The following is a 17,058-nucleotide window of genomic DNA, read 5'->3' as shown; positions in this document are numbered from 1 at the left end:
AAACGTTTTTGACCTGGGTCAAAAATATAAAACATCGGGTATTTCGGATTAGGAAGTACCGTGTTTTGCATTATAACATTACCTATTTATCAGAACAAATCGCAATGAATAAGATTATAACTCTTATACTGTGCCTGTGCTGTGTCTTTACGACGGCATGGGCGGATGATGCTCCGACCCTGAATCCGTCGGATGCCAATATCGTAGGACATATATTGGATAAGAAAACGGGCGAGCATCTTTCTTTTATCAATGTTTTCCTGAAGGGAACGACGATCGGTACGTCGACTGATGCAACCGGTCATTATTACCTGAAGAACCTGCCGGAAGGTAAGTATACACTGGTGATGAAAACATTAGGCTTTAAGACTATAGAGAAGCCGGTAACTTTGAAAAAAGGAAAAACTCTGGAAGTCAATTTTGATGCGGAAGAGGATTTGGTTGCATTGGACGGAGTGGTCGTATCGGCAAACCGTAACGAGACAACCCGCCGTCTGGCTCCTTCGCTTGTGAATGTGCTCGATTCGAAAACTTTTGAGACGACGCATGCTACCTCTTTGGCGGATGGTCTGAACTTCCAGCCGGGTGTACGTGTGGAAAACAACTGTCAGAATTGCGGATTCCAGCAGGTCCGTATCAATGGACTTGAAGGTCCTTATACGCAGATACTGGTGGATAGCCGTCCGATATTCAGTGCACTGACCGGTGTATATGGTTTGGAGCAGATCCCGGCAAATATGATCGAGCGTGTGGAGATCATGCGTGGGGGAGGTTCAGCTTTATTCGGTTCTTCCGCTATTGCAGGTACGATCAACATCATTACAAAAGAGCCTTTGAGGAATTCCGCACAGATCGCCCATTCATTAACGATGATTGGCGGCGACCGTCCGGATAATAATACGACAATCAATGCGTCGCTGGTGACAGATGATCATAAGGCGGGCATCTATATGTTCGGACAGAACCGCTATCGCGGGGCTTACGACCATGATGGCGACGGCTTTACCGAACTGGGAAAACTGAATGCCCGTACGCTTGGTTTCCGTTCTTATCTGAAGACGAGCACTTATTCGAAGTTGACTTTCGAATATCATAATATCAATGAATACCGTCGTGGCGGTAACTTATTGGATCTGCCTCCTCATGAAGCGGATATAGCCGAGCAAACGGAGCATAATATCAATGGGGGCGGGTTGAAGTTCGATCTCTTCTCGAAAGATTATAAGCATCGTTTGAATGTATATACTTCTGCCCAACATACGCAAAGAAGCAGTTATTACGGTGCCGATAAAAATCCGAATGCTTATGGCAGCACGACGGATATGACTTTTGTAGGTGGTGCCCAATATTCGTATGAATGGGATAAATGCCTGTTTATGCCTGCCGAATTTACCGGTGGTGCTGAATATAACTACGATGATTTGCAGGATAAGATGCTGGGTTATCACCGTACGATCGAGCAGACAGTGCATATCGGAAGTGTTTTCCTGCAGAACGAATGGAAGAATGAGAAATGGAGTTTTCTTGTCGGGGCGCGTATGGATAAGCATAACCTGATCGATCATGCTATATTCAGTCCGCGTGCCAATGTGCGTTTTAATCCGATCAGCGATGTGAATCTGCGTATGTCCTATTCAAGCGGTTTCCGTGCTCCGCAGGCGTTCGATGAAGATTTGCATATCACGGCTGTAGGTGGTGATGTGGCTATTATTCAGATATCTCCCGACCTGAAAGAGGAAAACTCGCAGAGTGTGAGTCTTTCTGCTGATTTTTATCGTCGTTTCGGTCCGGTCCAGACTAATTTCCTGGTAGAAGGTTTCTATACGGATTTACGAAATGTATTCATCCTGGAAGAGATAGGACGTGACAATGATAACAACCTGCTGATGGAACGCCGTAACGGGAAAGGGGCTCGTGTAATGGGGATTAACCTGGAAGCAAAGGCGGTATATTCGTGGATGCAGATACAGGCAGGTGCAACTATCCAGCGCAGCCGTTATAAAGAGCCGGAAAGTTGGAGCGAGAATAAGAATCTGGAACCTCAGAAAAAGATGTTCCGTTCGCCGGATGTGTATGGCTACTTCACTTCCTCATTTACTCCGGTGAAAAGATTTACGGCTTCGTTGACCGGTACTTATACCGGGAGCATGCTGGTTCAGCATCTGGCTGGTTATATTCCGGAAGACCGGGAAGAGAAGACAAAAGATTTCTTTGACCTGAATGTGAAGGTAGCATACGATTTCCCTCTTTACCAGTCTGTTACTTTGCAGGTAAATGCAGGTGTTCAGAATATCTTTAATTCCTATCAGGATGATTTTGATAAATACGAGAAACGTGATGCCGGATATATCTATGGTCCGGGTATTCCGCGCAGTTATTTTATCGGATGTAAGATCAGTTATTGATAGGCTGATATAAAAATATTCGGGAAAGCCCGGTAGAAGTTCCTTGCTTTTACCGGGCTTTATGTTTACTTTAGCGTCAATTTAATAAATCTATATAACATGAATTTAAGTGATCCTAAGGATTGTTTGTATTGCACGAACAATCAGACATTACACGATCTGATGATCGAAATAGCTCCTTTATCCGTATCCAGACTGTTTCTTTTCAAGGAACAAACATATTATGGGCGTTGCCTGGTTTCTTATAAGGACCATGTGCATGATCTGAATATGTTGAGCGATGAGGAAAGAAATGCGTTTATGGCAGATGTGGTAAAGGTAACACGTGCCATGCAGAAGGTATTCAATCCGCAAAAAATAAATTACGGTGCTTATTCCGATAAACTTTCACATCTTCATTTCCATCTGGCTCCCAAATATGAGGACGGCCCTGACTTCGGAGGTACGTTCACTATGAATCCGCAGAAGGTTTATTTGTCGGATAAGGAGTATGAAGGTATGATTGCGAAGTTAAAGGAAGCGTTGGGATAAAAATAAAAACAAAAGGAAAGCTGCCGGGCTTTCCTTTGTTGTTTATTTTAGTTGTTTGATAAAGCTTTCTGGATTCTGGCTGTTAGGCCAAATGCTAACAATGTAGATTGTCTTTTTTTCTACATAGTAAAGGATTTTATGGTTTCTATGTTCGACAAAGGAACGATAATTTCTTTTACATGTTTCGGTTTCCGGTTCATAAGATCCCATATTGGGATTTAATGCCAGCAAGTCTACGGTTTCTAAAATCCCATTAATGAATTTATCTGCAGCTCTAAGTCCCATTTCTTTTTTGTACCAGGCATAAATTGTTCGAGCTTGTTTTCTTGCTGTGCGTTTCCATGCAATAACTAAAGATTCCTCCATGAAGTGACAGCTTTTCGCATTTCATCTTGTGTGTAATAGACCGAATCTTCCTCTGCCAACCTAAGACTTTCCATCTTTTCTTCATGGGATAACGGGTGCATGGCACTTTCTATTTCTTCATCGGTAACGAAGTCGATATCGTCAACAGTTACCCTACGGGATATTTTAGATTTGTTGGATGCAATCCGCTTGACATACTTTTTTACTCTCTCGATACTTTCTGTGTCAAGGTTGATAATTTCGTTGAACAGTTCCAGGCGTTCACCCTGTAATTCCATTGCTTTCATATATTTACTCCTTCCGGTTTTGATAAAGTACAAATGTATTTATTTTTTTAATAAAGACAATGAAATAAACTTTTTTCTTTCAGGAGGCTGCGGTCACACGGCAATTATACTTGGTGAAGCGTGACCTTACGGAGCGGAGAGCATTCCGCTCCGGTATAACTGTGGCGATATCCATGTAACCAGAGCCATGTCGCTCCCGGATGATCTAACCTTTCAAACTTTTATTTATTGTATCTATGTAGTTAAGTATTTCGTCCCGTCCTTCTTTTTTCTCGGAAGAAGAGAAAAGCATCGGAGGGAGTTCTTCCCATGTTTCAAGTAACTTTTCCTGATAAGCTTTCAGATTTTCCTGTAAGCGTCCTTTGCTGATCTTGTCGATCTTTGTGAAGATGATAGAGAAAGGGATGCCGTTTTCACCCAGCCATTCCATAAATTCCAGGTCGATCTTTTGTGCTTCATGGCGGCAGTCGATCAAGACAAACAGGTTTGTGAGTTGTTCACGTTCCAGGATATAATCTTCGATGATCCGCTGGATATTCTCCCTGCCTTCTTTTCCGCGCTGGGCAAAACCATAACCTGGCAGGTCGACCAGAAACCAGTTGTTGTTGATTATAAAATGATTGATAAGCAAAGTTTTTCCCGGCTTCTGTGAAGTCATAGCCAATCCTTTCTTGCCTGTCAACATATTGATAAGGGAGGATTTGCCAACATTGCTTCGCCCGATAAAGGCATACTCCGGAAAGTTACCTGCGGGGCATTTCTTTACGTCTGTGTTACTGATAACAAATTCTGCACTTTTGATTTCCATATTCTTACGCTTTTATTGTTTTGTGTTTAATACAAACAATTTATGATGTACAAAGGTATAAAAATATTTAGAATTCAAACTTTGGTGGATTTTGAGGATATCTGTTTTTGCCATCATATGATTATTCGAATTCTATCCCATAAAAATTAGCCCATTTCCCCTCGCTTGGTTTTATTGTCAATTTTATACAATGAGTTCCCTGATTTAAATTGTAATTCTCCATTATTTTTGATTTATGGCGTTGATATCCTCTTTTTATTGTTCTGTCGTATTTTTCTCCATCAATATCCACTGATATTTCATAATCACTCATTTCAGCTGTATAAATGGATATATTATATGATCTGTTTTCTTTTGAATTAACACAATATTCTATGGAATTGGAAAGTTCTCCTTTCCAATTTGTAAGCATAAACTGATTGTTATCCCCTGTCTCTATGCCGAATTCTCCGTTGGCAAAGGCCGATAAAGATGATATTATTTCGTTGCATGGGATATTTATTCCTGCGTCGTAAGAATCAATTTCTCCGGATAGCAGAAGGCATGCCGTATCGAATTCTCCGTTGAAACCGCTTATAATAACGTCATCTCCTTCTTTTTTTGCTGTATGATTGGTTTCCATTGAGATAATGGAATTTTTGATCCCTGTTACTTTTATTTCTGAATTGTTTACATTAGGCATCTTTGTTATATACAACTTTGTATTACTGCTTTTTACAGTATATCTACAGAAACAATTATGTTGTCCATATATTTGGTTTAGACTTTTTGCACCTTGTATTCCTCCTATCTTTTGAATTATGTATCCCGCTTTTTCTAAAGGTTCAGATTGTTGTACAGGTATACTTCCATCGTTTTTGGGACCTATGTTAAGAAGAAAATTGCCTCCGTATTGGATACATCTTAATAGGTCGATGATGATTTCTTCTTTGGTCATATAAGAGTTTTGATTTTTAGACTTACTGTATCCCCAGCTTTTTTCGTTTATTGATGTACATAATTCAAATCGCTTGAATTTTTGAATAGATAAATTTAAAGACATCTCAGGAGTAATATAATCTCCTTCATGTTTTGAATATAACCTATCATTAAATATAATGTCTGGCCTTATACTTTCAGCTGCTTGTAAAAAACGGTTGGCTGAATTGGTATTTGTATTTTCAAGATATCCATCCCACCATATTAAATCGACGGATGGATATCTGGTAACAAATTCACGTATTAAATTTTCAGTATAGTCATCATACTGTTTGTGTTCTTTATACCTGCCTTTTATTTCCGGAACATAACCATACGATTCGTTGGTCATCCAATCAATATTTTGTGAAAAATATACACCGAATTTTAAACCTCTGTTGAGGCATGCTTCCTGCATCTCTTTAATAACATCCAATCCTTTTGCTCCACTATTTGATATGTTCCAGTCTGTTAATTTTGTAGGATACATGACGAATCCATCATGATGTTTTAACGTAATAACCAGATAATTCATTCCACAAGATTTTGCTAAATCGGCTATTTGGTTTGCATTAAAATTATGGCAAGTGAAATCTTTTGCATATAATTTATAAGTTTCTCTTGGAATTTTAGCAGTGTACATAATCCACTCTGCACCTACACCTCCTGACAATTTAGGTGAATCGGTAGGATAGACTACTCCATCAAGATCTGTTCCTGCAAATTCACCGGCAGGAACGGAATATACCCCGAAATGAATAAACATACCGAACTTCGCTTCATCCCACCAGTCCATTTTACTTGTAGGTTCAGGAGGTTCAGGCTTATCTATACTATCTTCTTTTAAACATGAAGTTAGGATTATGAGTAGATTAATTATTATAAAACTGTTGTATAAATATTTCATATGATATAATATTTCAATATAGGAAGAGTAATTATAAACTGTTTGTGTTGTATTATGATAATTTTTTTATGACTGATATTAATTGATAAGTCTCATAAATATCACTGCTTAGGTGATAATTAATTTTAATAAAAGTCGCATTGCTCCCGTTTTCTGGAGTGAATGATCGATTTGCGTTATTTGTCATATATAAATGTTTTTTATGTTACTGATGTTGCATCCGTTCTAATATTGATTAATTCATCTACGTTTATTGAAGATTTTATTTTTGTGATTGGAGAATTTGAGTCATTAACAAAAACTATTTTATTGTTAGAGTAATCAATTATATTATTTGTGATATTGACAGTTGTCATTATGCCATATATTTTCCCCGGTTTGGCATAATTAAAGACATTATATCCTACATTTATTTCGCTCATAACATTATTGTTCCCATATATAAAAAAATTGTTATTGAAGTATTATCAATTTGGATCAGATACATTTATAGTATTATTATAAATACTTACAAATGATTTGTCAATAGAGAAATACATTGCCTGCTTTTATATTGTTAGGCGCATTTAATGAACCAAAGTGCATTTTGTCCAGTCATATTATAGATCATATGTATAATCACTATTTTTTGAAACACTTATGTTTTCAAAAATATTAAATTGATTAGGTAAAAGATAATTTATACCCTTTTCTCCTCCATATAAAATAACCGTCACTACCATCACCTGAATTGTTGTATCCTTTTACATAGACTAGTCTGTTGTGATAGGTGAATTCTTTAAAGTTGCTAGATTTTTATTTGTGTCATAATCTAAATATTTAAAAGTTTAAATCTTTTGTTATATAAAACGTGTGAACAAGATAGCTTATTGTTTTTTACGATTGTTAATTAATATTAAATGAATTTATTTGCGATTATGCGATATAAGCCATTTCGTTTTTCTTATTTGTGTTTGACTGAGGCCGCCCATAATCCGAAGAATGTGATCGCTCCGTTCAGCATCAGCATTTCATAACCGAAGGCATAGCCTGTATGTTGTTTCACCAGATAATCCGTTGCAAAGCAGATCAGCGGTGAAAAGATACATATATAAGGAACATATTTGTCACGCGGATGTTTTTTTGTGAATAATCCAAAGACAAATAATCCCAGTAAAGGACCGTAAGTATAGGAAGCAATCATATAGATGGCATCGATCACACTACGGCTGTTTACGGCCTTAAAGATAAGGATAATTATGGCAAATAAGACAGAGATGAGCAAATGGCTCATCAGGCGGGTGCGCTTAGCCTTGGTTGCTTCTTCCTTTTCCACTCCGAGGATGTCGACACAGAAAGAGGTAGTCAATGCCGTCAATGCTGAATCGGCACTGCTGAAAGCCGCCGCTATGATACCGATCGTAAAGAAGATCAGAATGGAATGTCCCAATATGCCGGAAGTACAAAACATCGGCAGGATATCGTCATTTAATACCGGCAATTCGATATTCTTTTGTGAGGCAAGGCTTAGTAACAATACACCGAGGGCAAGGAACAGGAAGTTCACCGGCGTAAAGGCAAAACCATAAGTGTACATATTTTTTTGTGCATCTTTCAGACTTTTGCAGGACAAGTTCTTTTGCATCATATCCTGATCGAGTCCGGTCATGACGATAGTGATAAAGATTCCGCTGAAAAACTGTTTCACGAAATGTTGCGTACTGTGCCAATCATCGAATTCAAAAATACGGAAATGGGGATTCTCTGTCAATGTCCGCACCATGCCTCCCATATCTAGCTCCATGGCATCTTTTACTTTCCATATAATAACGACCAGCATAGCGACCAGGCAAAGAGCCTGGAGTGTATCTGTCCAGATGATCGTCTTTATGCCGCTTCGGTACGTGTATAGCCATACCAGGAAAATACTGATAATGACGGTTACCCAAAAAGGAATATTCCAGGTGCTGAATACGTAATGCTGCAAGATCAGGACAACCAGATAAAGTCGTGCTGCTGCCCCGACGATCTTTGAAAGCAGAAAGAAGGAAGCCCCTGTTTTGTAACTTCTTCGTCCGATACGGTCTCCGAGGTAGGAGTAGATCGATGTCAGTTGTAGCTTATAATAGAGAGGCAACAATACTTTAGCTATTAATATATATCCGAAGAAAAAGCCGAAAACCGTTTGCATATAAGTCATATCTATGCTCCGTACCATTCCCGGGACCGAGACGAAAGTCACGCCTGAAAGCGATGTCCCGATCATCCCGATGGAAACGATATACCACGGTGATTTACGGTTGCCCAGGAAGAACGCGTCATTGCTTGTGCTTTTCCTACCTGTGATCCAGGCAATCAGCAACAATATGCCAAAATAAACGGCAATTATGGAGAGGATGATATAGCTATTCATTAATCGGTATTTAATTAAGTAGAGCAGGGAAGTTTAATCCCTGTCGAACGTTCGGGGACAAAGATAACAACATTTTACAAAAATGTAATATCATGTAAACTTCTTCTTAATATACGCATTGTTCCTTTGCGGTCGTAAAAAAACAAAGAAAAACAAAAAGAAAATGGAAATAAATAAAAGACGCTTTTCTGTTTTTAACTCGCTTTTAATCGCTGGCTTTTTGACTGTTTTTCCACTCGGAAATTTATCAGCACAACAGGCTGTCCTGATTCATTCTCATAATGATTACCGTCAGCGGGTTCCTTTTTATCAGGCCTATTCGCAGCAGTTGTACTCAATCGAAGCGGATGTGTACGCAGTAGAGGAAACCGGAGAACTTCTGGTTGCACATGATCCGGAAGAATTGGGTACGGCATCTACACTGGATGAATTATATATAGAGCCTATACTCTCTTTATATAAACGAAATAACGGACGTCCCTGGAAAAACTCCGATAATAGACTGCAATTACTGATTGAACTCAAAACACCGGAAAAACCGACTCTCGATTGTCTAGTTTCCAAGTTGAATAAATATCCGGAAGTTTTTGATCCGGCTGTTAATCCGGCAGCAGTTCGTATTGTAATTACCGGAAACTGTCCGTCTCCGTCTGATTTTTCCAAATATCCGTCTTATATCTATTTCGATGGACAAATCGGCGTTGACTATACCCCGGAACAATTGGAACGAGTCGGGATAATCAGCGATGCTTTCGGTCGCTATTCTGTATGGAATGGAAAAGGAGCCATGATTGCTCCGGAAAAGAAACTGGTTGCAAACGTGATAGAAAAGGTTCATGCCTTGGGAAAACCGATTCGTTTTTGGGGAGCTCCGGATGGTATCACAGCGTGGAATACATTCCATAATATGGGAGTGGATATCATTAATACGGATAAACCGGAAGCTTGCTCCGATTTCTTTCACAATTTTGAAAGTAAGAATTTCTCGATTATTTCTGATACGCTCAATTTAAGTGAAGAAGTTACCCGAACCGACAGGCTGGATAAAACCACTGCCGGTTTCCGGGGCTTCGGTAAAAAGAACAGGATGCTGACAAAGCCAGTGGAAATTTACACGCCGACTTACCTGAATGACGGTACTGAAAAACCGATTAAAAATGTGATCCTTTTGATTGGTGATGGAATGGGACTGGCTCAGATTTGTGCTGCCCAGACGGTAAATAAAGGTCTTTCTTTTCTGCAATGTAAATATGTAGGGTTACAGCAGACCAATGCGAAAGACCAGTACACCACAGATTCGGCGGGTGCCGGAAGTTCGATTGCTACAGGACAATCTAATTGTAACCGTTATATCAGCATGAGTGAAGATGGTGAGGTATATCCTTCTCTGTCGGAGGTATTGGCTTCTGACGGATTTGCCTGTGGAGTCGTTACATTAGGCAATATTGCAGATGCAACCCCTGCTGCTTTTTACGGTCATGCAACGGAGCGTGACAATACGGATGAAATAACCGATTGGCTTCTGAAAGGTACTCTGACTTTATTGAACGGCAGTGGAATGAATGTACTTACCAAAAGGAAAGATAGCCGTAATTTGGTTGAAGAGTTGAGACCTCAATATAATATAACGACTACTATAGATGATATTAACGAGCTCAAAGGAAAGGTTATCTGTATAGATGAACGGATGGGGCAGGCTACAACCGAGGAGTCGCTATCATTGCTTGCGGATGCAACTCATGCTGCTATTGATAAACTGAAAGAAACGAATGAAAAAGGTTTTTTTCTGATGGTGGAAGGTGCTAAAGTTGATTATGCCGGGCACGCCAATTCTTTACCTGGCTCTGTTATGGAGACACTTAGTTTTGATAAAGCAGTAGCTGAAGCAATGAAATTTGCCGACAGTAATGGAGAAACGTTGGTTATTGTGACAGCCGACCATGAGACCGGTGGGCTGACTTTGGTTGATGGAGATCGTGAGTCTGGACATATTACAGCTCGTTATATGACTGATGATCATACACCGATAATGGTTCCTGTTTTCGCCTATGGTCCCGGAGCTTCACATTTCTGTGGAATTTATCCCAATACTGAAATCTTTCATAAAATATTAAATAGCATAAAACAAATACATTAATTAAAATCATTGAACATGAGATTGTTGGTTACTTATTTTCTTCTCACGTTTTGTTGCGTGAGCGTGTTGTTTGCGCAACAAATCAGCGTGAGAGGAGTGGTTTTTGATGCAAAAACATCGGAACCTATCATTGGAGCAACTGTTGTACAGACTGGAACTGCCAATGGAGCACTCACGAATATCGATGGGGAATATCAGTTGGAAGTCCCTGCGGATGCAGAATTGCAAATCAGTTATCTGGGATATAAACCTTTTACAACTAAAGTGAGCGGTCGTTCGCAAATCAATGTTTCACTGGAAGATGACCTGGTGAATCTGGAAGAGGTGGTTGTTATCGGTTACGGACAGGAATCCCGTAAATCGAATCTTTCTGTTGCCGTATCCAAAAAAGATATCGGAGATGATGTAAAAAGCCGTTCGACAAGTGTGATCGGAGCTTTACAGGGGCAGATAGCCGGTGTGACGATCGCTAATAATAGCGGCGATCCGATGTCGTCACCTTCTGTAACGATTCGCGGAAAAGGTTCGCGTGACGGAGAAGCACCTTTATATGTAGTAGATGGTGTATCCGGCGCTCCTTTCAATATGGAAGATGTGGAATCCATCACGATCCTGAAGGATGCGGCTTCTGCTGCTATTTATGGAACGAATGTCGGTTCGGGTGGTGTGATCCTTGTAACGACTAAAAAGGCGAAGGAGGGTAAAATTACTGTTTCTGCTCGTGCCAGTTATGGCGTTCAGTCGGCTTGGCGAAAACCGAAAGTGCTGACAGCCGAAGAATATGTGAAAGTTCGTACCGATGCAGCCAATGTGGACGGAGTTTCGATACCGGCCGGCATCGATCCCGATATTTATCCTTATGGGCAGCAAACTCATACGAACTGGATCGATGAAATATTTCGTACTGGTAAGATACAACGATATGCTCTTTCCTTGAATGGAGGTAGTGAATCTTTGAAATCTTATCTTTCCGCTGAATATAACAAGACAGAGGGTACTTTACTTAATACCTATGCGGAAAACCTGGGGGTAAAAGCAAATATCGATTTCAAGATTAATAAATGGGTATCTCTTTCCGAACGTGTCAACTATGTATATACAAACGGACGAGGCGATATAAATACTTCCAGTCATACGGGGGTCACAGCTTCAGCTATGTTTATGCCTCCTTCCGCTACTGTTTATGAAATGGACCAGGAGGGTAATTATGTTTTGGATGATTATGGGAAAAGAAAATTTGGAGGGACAGTCCCTTTGTGGGCAAAAGACCTGGGAGTAGCCGGAACTTTCGGAGAAGTAGTGAATCCTGTGGCAACCCTGATGCGTTTAAACCAGAATCGCCCGAATCAGCAACTGTTTTCAACGACAAGCCTGGTGATAGATCCTATCGAGCATTTGAAGATTCGTTCAGAGTTTTCAGCCGGGACAAAAAATAATTATTATGAAAATTTTAGCGTCCGTGTACTTGAGATCGGTAAAACAAATGATGAGAACTCACGGAATCTGATGTATTCACGTACAAATAATTGGTTGTGGGAAACGGTCGCAACGTATGATCAGATGTTTGGTAAGCATCAGGTGAATGTGATGGGTGGTTATTCAATGAGTTATAACTCTTACAGAGATGCGAATGTAACTGTATATAATTTCCCTGACGAGGATGAGTATTCACAAAATCTGGTAAACGGTACGGATTGGACAAAGACAAAACCAAGTGAAAGCCGTACACAGGAATCGCAGGTATCTGTATATGCCCGTGGCTCTTATTCTTATGATGACCGTTATTTCCTGACTGCGAGTATCCGCCGTGATGCTTCATCAAAATTGTATTACAAGAATAATTCCGGTATTTTTCCCGCAGTGTCCGGTGCCTGGAAGATCTCTTCCGAGAAGTTTTTGAAGGATAATCCGGTGATTTCATTGTTGAAGCTACGTGTTAGCTGGGGGCAGATAGGTAATGTAGCCGGTGTGCGTAACTACTCTTATATGTCTAACTTGTCACAGACCGGTGATTATACATATTTGGGAAATAGCCACCAAAACCCGATTCTGGGACTGGGATTGACGACATTTCCTAATCCTGATTTAAAATGGGAGACTTCAGAACAAACAGACTTAGGATTCGATATTGAATTTTTAGAAGGAAAACTGGCTTTCGGGGCTGATTATTTTATTAAGAATACAAAGGACTTAATCGAGGAAGTTCCGCTTGCATCTGTCGGTGGCGTGTCGGTTGCTCCGCTGGGAAATGTAGGTAAAGTGCAGAATAGTGGAGTTGAGTTTACATTAGGTTATGGAGATACATCAAAGGGAGGTTTTTCTTATCATGTGGATGCGAATTTTTCTTTTCTCCGTTCGGAGGTAAAGGATTTGGGAGATCGTGATTTCTTTGCTCATGGATTGACTATCCGTGCTATGCAACCGTTACGTTCCAAAGTCGGACAACCCTGGTATTCTTATTATGTAGTAAAGACAGATGGTATTTTTCAATCACAAGCGGAAATAGATGCCTATACTCATACGGACCAGAATGGAAATATCACGAAGATACAGCCAAATGCAAAACCTGGTGATCAAAAATTCGTAGACCTGAATGGAGATGGAATCATCAATGATAATGACCGCGAATATATGGGTAGTTACACTCCGAAGTTTACATATGGTTTGAATGCATCTTTCGGTTATAAGAATTTCGATCTGAACATAGCCCTGCAAGGTGTTGCCGGAAATAAAATATTCAACGGAGTCAAGGTAATGACCTATGCTGCCGGCCAGGGTTGGAATATGTCTGCCGACGTTTTGGATTCATGGGGGTATAATCATAATTCGGATATCCCTTTGATCAGTATGTCGGATACGAACGGGAATTACAGTACGGTTTCTGACTTTTTCCTGGAAAACGGTAGTTACCTTCGTGTAAAAAATATTACGCTTGGTTATACTTTACCTAAAAGTTTGTTCGGAAATGCACCCGGAGCACCCAATCTGCGTGTGTATGCAAGTGGTGAAAACCTGTTGACTTTCACTAAATATTCAGGAATGGACCCGGAAGTGGGTAATTACGGAGTAGATGGCGGTACATATCCTGTATCCCGTGTAGTTTCTTTTGGATTGAATCTTACATTTTAAGCATATAAACGAATCAAAGTATGAAAACAGTATTGAAAATAGGAATTCTTTGTCTGGCATTGGCCGGATTAACATCTTGTGAGGATTTCCTTACCTATAATAAATATGGAGAACCTTCCAGCGACCGTTTCTGGATGACGGAGAATGATGCGCTTCGTGCAGCTGACGGACTTTATTTCTGGACCGGGGAAGCCGGTGTTGTCGGGCGTGGCTTTATGCATTATTATAATTGTAGTGATGATGTGGTAACAGGACGTACACAAGCCGGTTGTGCTGCCATGAAGAATTTTACGGCGGATTATAGCCGTGATGTCGTGGATAACTGGCCGAAAATGTACCAGTTGATCAAACGTTGTAACGATATTATTTTAAATGTTCCCGATATGAATATCAGTGAAGATACAAAGGATAAAGTCTTGGGACAAGCTTATTTTTTCCGTGCCTGGGCTTACTTTTGGATCGCTCCTTATTACGGGGATAATGGAGAAAACGGAGGTATACCTATTGTAGAGCCGGGTCTGGCAGTAGATGAACTGGATGTACCCCGTGTCAAGAGTGTACGCGATAACTATACTTATTGCATAGAAGATTTTGAAAAGGCAGCCGCATTATTGCCTGACTTTAAAGAATGGGGAGAGGCTGATTACGGCCGTCCGCATAAAACTGCTTGTTGGGCATATATTGCTAAAGTTGCTTTGTTCGATGCTCAGTATGATGCATCTTCTTATGCAACCACTATTGAATATTGTGATAAGGTTATCAACTCAGGAAAGAACCGCCTGTTGGATAATTTCGCCGATGTATTCAAGATCGAGAATAATTACAGTGATGAATATATTTTCTCTTCTCCGTCTTCGGAAGTGGCCGGTTCTTTCCTTCCCGGCGCATTGTTGGAGAATAAAGGTTGGGGGCAATATAACGGTTGGGGGTATTTTACTCCGACAATCGAGTTGGTCGAAGCTTTCGAAGTAGGCGATAAACGTCTGCCTGCCACTATTCTTCAACCAGGTGACAAGTTCTTTTTCCTGGGACAGGAAAAGGTATATTACTCCAATGAAAGTTTGTCCGGTATGCAGTTCAATAAATATATGGATCCGTTCAAGGCGGCAGATGCTATCGGTACGACTGTCAATCCGAACGGCGATAATCCGACAACAAGTCTGAATATACCGTTGATTCGTTATGCCGAAGTGTTGCTAATGAAGGCCGAAGCTTTGATTTGGCAAGGTCAGAACGGAGATGCCTCTTTGAATGAAGTACGTAAACGTGCCGGTTTGTCTCCTAAGCAGAATGCAACGAAGGAAGATTTGATGAATGAACGCCGTTGTGAGTTGGCCGGAGAGTTTTCGAATCGTATGTTGGATCTGATCCGTTGGGGTGTTGCGAAGAATTATGTGGAGAAACCTTTACATGGATATAGTGTTAAAGCTAAAATCCCGGTTCCTCAGTCGAAAGACGATTTGGAGATAACAGAAATAGAAGCCTGGCCGTCCCGTACATTCAATGCATCGGTCAATCATGTATTCCCTATACCAACAAACGAGATATCAAAGAGTAAGAATCTGATACAGAACAAAGGTTATTAATAATTTTATCGGTATTTTTCCCCATTTTGTGGGGAAAATACCCTTATTAATCTATTTTGCTTGGTTACTTGTAGAGTTATTTATTCCTTTGTAATCAGTTAGAGCTCGTGAGAGTAAAGACAACCGGCTACCACTAGGAGCCGGAAAGATAGGTAAACACAAAAAAAGGCCGCTATCGTGAGATTAGCGACCTTTTTAGATTTTAATATGTTTGTATCTGAATGCTTGTGGAAAGGAACTAATATCTTTTCTCAATTTTAGCTCCCCGGAAATAATGTGACAATATCTCCGTATAAGAATAGCCCTGTTCGCCCATAACTGCTGCGCCGATCTGGCAAAGCCCTACACCATGTCCCCAACCGGCACCCGTCAGTACGAAACGCTGCGGGATGTTGAGGCGCATATTTTCCTTATCAACAACGAAAGCAGAACTATACAGATGGGTTTCCGATAAGGTCCGCCGTATTTCCAACTCCTTGCCGATCGTATAAATACGGCGTGTTCCTACGATCTGTAACTTTTCGATACGTCCGGAACTCCCTCTTTCCAATGGGATCAGATCTTGTATCTCGCCGAAGTCGATGCCACTTTTGCGGTGGATCAGTTCGGCAAGTTCCTCCTGTGTATAAGTCACTTTCCAACGATAGAAATTAGTTGTTTCCTGATCATAATTGTTCAGCACCTGGCTCAATATCTTTTGATCTGTCGTATTGCAAAAAGCATCGGGCGAATTGCGTATCCACATTTCTGCTTCGACCGGATCGGTCAGGTCAGGAAAAGCGCTCTCCTTGCTGTCGCGAACGGCTGTCAGATAGGAGTGGGGCACAGGCTCCCAGCAATGTTCGAATTGCTCGGTTACGCCTCCGCAGCATTTGGAAAAGCGGGTATCGCAAATCGATTCGCCATCGGTCAGTATTTCGCCGCGTGTTTCGTGGATCACTTCTTCCACTATCGGAGTGGAGGCGCGGGTGATACCCTGGTAACGTTGGCAATGATCATCGGCACAGACATCGAACATACCATGATCATCGCGGTCATACCAACGGATCAATTGGTCACGGTCGCGTTCACAACTTTTGTATTTCTCCGGTGCTTTTCCCAGGCGGAACGTCTTTTCAATCTGCGCCAGCAACCAACTGCGAGAGATCACGGCGTGTGCCTTCAGCAACTCTTTTGAAGCTGTGGCACTCATTTCCGACGAGATCACACTGGTGAGATATTCTTCAACATCGATGCTGTTGATCACCACAATACCTTCATTCCCCGCTACCAGGTTCAATGCACCTTTGAATCGTTGGTCTTCCTGTCTTTGCCAGTGAAAATCAACTCCGATCGTAACAGCTTTCAGGTCGAATGAAGAATCAGGCGAAGCCGGTTCAAAGAAAAGCTCCTTATACAGCTTGCCGTTGTATACTATATTCCCGTTTACGAACAACGCCCGTTGTTCTCCCGTCAGAAAAGAACTGCTCTCGGTGTGGATATATTCTCCGTTGAATACGAATGAGAGTGCCTTTTCCGTCATAATCCCAACATTAACTAACGGTGCATCCATT

12 protein-coding genes are annotated in these 17,058 nt (G+C 40.9%); 5 read left to right on the top strand and 7 right to left on the bottom strand.

Annotated elements, in window-relative coordinates:
- Nucleotides 1-104 precede the first annotated feature (104 nt).
- Together IEY67_RS13925 and IEY67_RS13920 are read left to right on the top strand one after the other, a co-directional pair.
- Complete coding sequence (locus tag IEY67_RS13925) at nucleotides 105-2,405, top strand: TonB-dependent receptor (protein WP_183671723.1); 2,301 nt, start codon at nucleotides 105-107, stop codon at nucleotides 2,403-2,405.
- A gap of 99 nt (nucleotides 2,406-2,504) precedes the next feature.
- Nucleotides 2,505-2,936, top strand: coding sequence for an HIT family protein (locus IEY67_RS13920; protein WP_122373298.1), 432 nt, complete (start codon nucleotides 2,505-2,507; stop codon nucleotides 2,934-2,936).
- Nucleotides 2,937-2,978: 42 nt separating this feature from the next.
- Here the strand turns inward: IEY67_RS13920 and IEY67_RS13915 are convergent, their stop codons facing one another.
- The 6 genes from IEY67_RS13915 to IEY67_RS13890 all read right to left on the bottom strand — a co-directional run bounded on the left by IEY67_RS13915 (nucleotide 2,979) and on the right by IEY67_RS13890 (nucleotide 8,653).
- Nucleotides 2,979-3,302: a type II toxin-antitoxin system RelE/ParE family toxin gene (locus IEY67_RS13915; protein WP_122351359.1), complete on the bottom strand. Its 324-nt coding sequence runs from the start codon at nucleotides 3,300-3,302 to the stop codon at nucleotides 2,979-2,981.
- Complete coding sequence (locus IEY67_RS13910; protein ID WP_229801065.1) at nucleotides 3,287-3,589, bottom strand: hypothetical protein; 303 nt, start codon at nucleotides 3,587-3,589, stop codon at nucleotides 3,287-3,289. Before IEY67_RS13910 ends, IEY67_RS13915 begins: the two co-directional genes overlap by 16 nt.
- Before the next feature lie 205 nt (nucleotides 3,590-3,794).
- A complete protein-coding gene (gene yihA, locus IEY67_RS13905; RefSeq protein WP_122351358.1) occupies nucleotides 3,795-4,397 on the bottom strand; it encodes a ribosome biogenesis GTP-binding protein YihA/YsxC in 603 nt (200 codons plus the stop codon).
- Nucleotides 4,398-4,518: 121 nt separating this feature from the next.
- Nucleotides 4,519-6,261 carry an alpha-L-fucosidase gene (locus IEY67_RS13900; RefSeq protein WP_122373296.1) on the bottom strand — a complete coding sequence of 581 codons (1,743 nt, stop codon included), beginning with the start codon at nucleotides 6,259-6,261 and terminating at the stop codon, nucleotides 4,519-4,521.
- A 200-nt stretch (nucleotides 6,262-6,461) separates the two neighbouring features.
- Nucleotides 6,462-6,683, bottom strand: a complete 222-nt coding sequence (locus IEY67_RS13895) for a hypothetical protein (RefSeq protein ID WP_122373295.1) — start codon at nucleotides 6,681-6,683, stop codon at nucleotides 6,462-6,464.
- A gap of 521 nt (nucleotides 6,684-7,204) precedes the next feature.
- Nucleotides 7,205-8,653, bottom strand: a complete 1,449-nt coding sequence (locus IEY67_RS13890) for a sodium:solute symporter (protein ID WP_183671722.1) — start codon at nucleotides 8,651-8,653, stop codon at nucleotides 7,205-7,207.
- A 163-nt stretch (nucleotides 8,654-8,816) separates the two neighbouring features.
- On the opposite strand from IEY67_RS13890, the gene IEY67_RS13885 reads away from it, so the two are divergent.
- From IEY67_RS13885 to IEY67_RS13875, 3 genes are read left to right on the top strand one after another with little or no spacing between them, the layout of a single operon-like run.
- Entirely contained in the window at nucleotides 8,817-10,790 is a 1,974-nt protein-coding gene (locus IEY67_RS13885; protein WP_183671721.1) for an alkaline phosphatase, read from the top strand.
- A gap of 15 nt (nucleotides 10,791-10,805) precedes the next feature.
- Nucleotides 10,806-13,919 carry a SusC/RagA family TonB-linked outer membrane protein gene (locus tag IEY67_RS13880; protein ID WP_183671720.1) on the top strand — a complete coding sequence of 1,038 codons (3,114 nt, stop codon included), beginning with the start codon at nucleotides 10,806-10,808 and terminating at the stop codon, nucleotides 13,917-13,919.
- A gap of 20 nt (nucleotides 13,920-13,939) precedes the next feature.
- Nucleotides 13,940-15,505 (top strand): RagB/SusD family nutrient uptake outer membrane protein, encoded by a 1,566-nt coding sequence (locus IEY67_RS13875; RefSeq protein ID WP_122373292.1) that lies wholly within the window; start codon nucleotides 13,940-13,942, stop codon nucleotides 15,503-15,505.
- Nucleotides 15,506-15,743: 238 nt separating this feature from the next.
- Here the strand turns inward: IEY67_RS13875 and IEY67_RS13870 are convergent, their stop codons facing one another.
- Complete coding sequence (locus IEY67_RS13870; RefSeq protein ID WP_183671719.1) at nucleotides 15,744-17,057, bottom strand: SpoIID/LytB domain-containing protein; 1,314 nt, start codon at nucleotides 17,055-17,057, stop codon at nucleotides 15,744-15,746.
- Nucleotide 17,058: the final 1 nt, after the last annotated feature.

It is taken from the genome of Parabacteroides faecis (genome assembly GCF_014647375.1).
In the GTDB taxonomy this organism is placed as follows: Bacteria; Bacteroidota; Bacteroidia; order Bacteroidales; family Tannerellaceae; genus Parabacteroides; species Parabacteroides faecis.
Note: the sequence above shows the minus strand (reverse complement) of the source record. Positions and strands in the feature narration are given on the sequence as shown.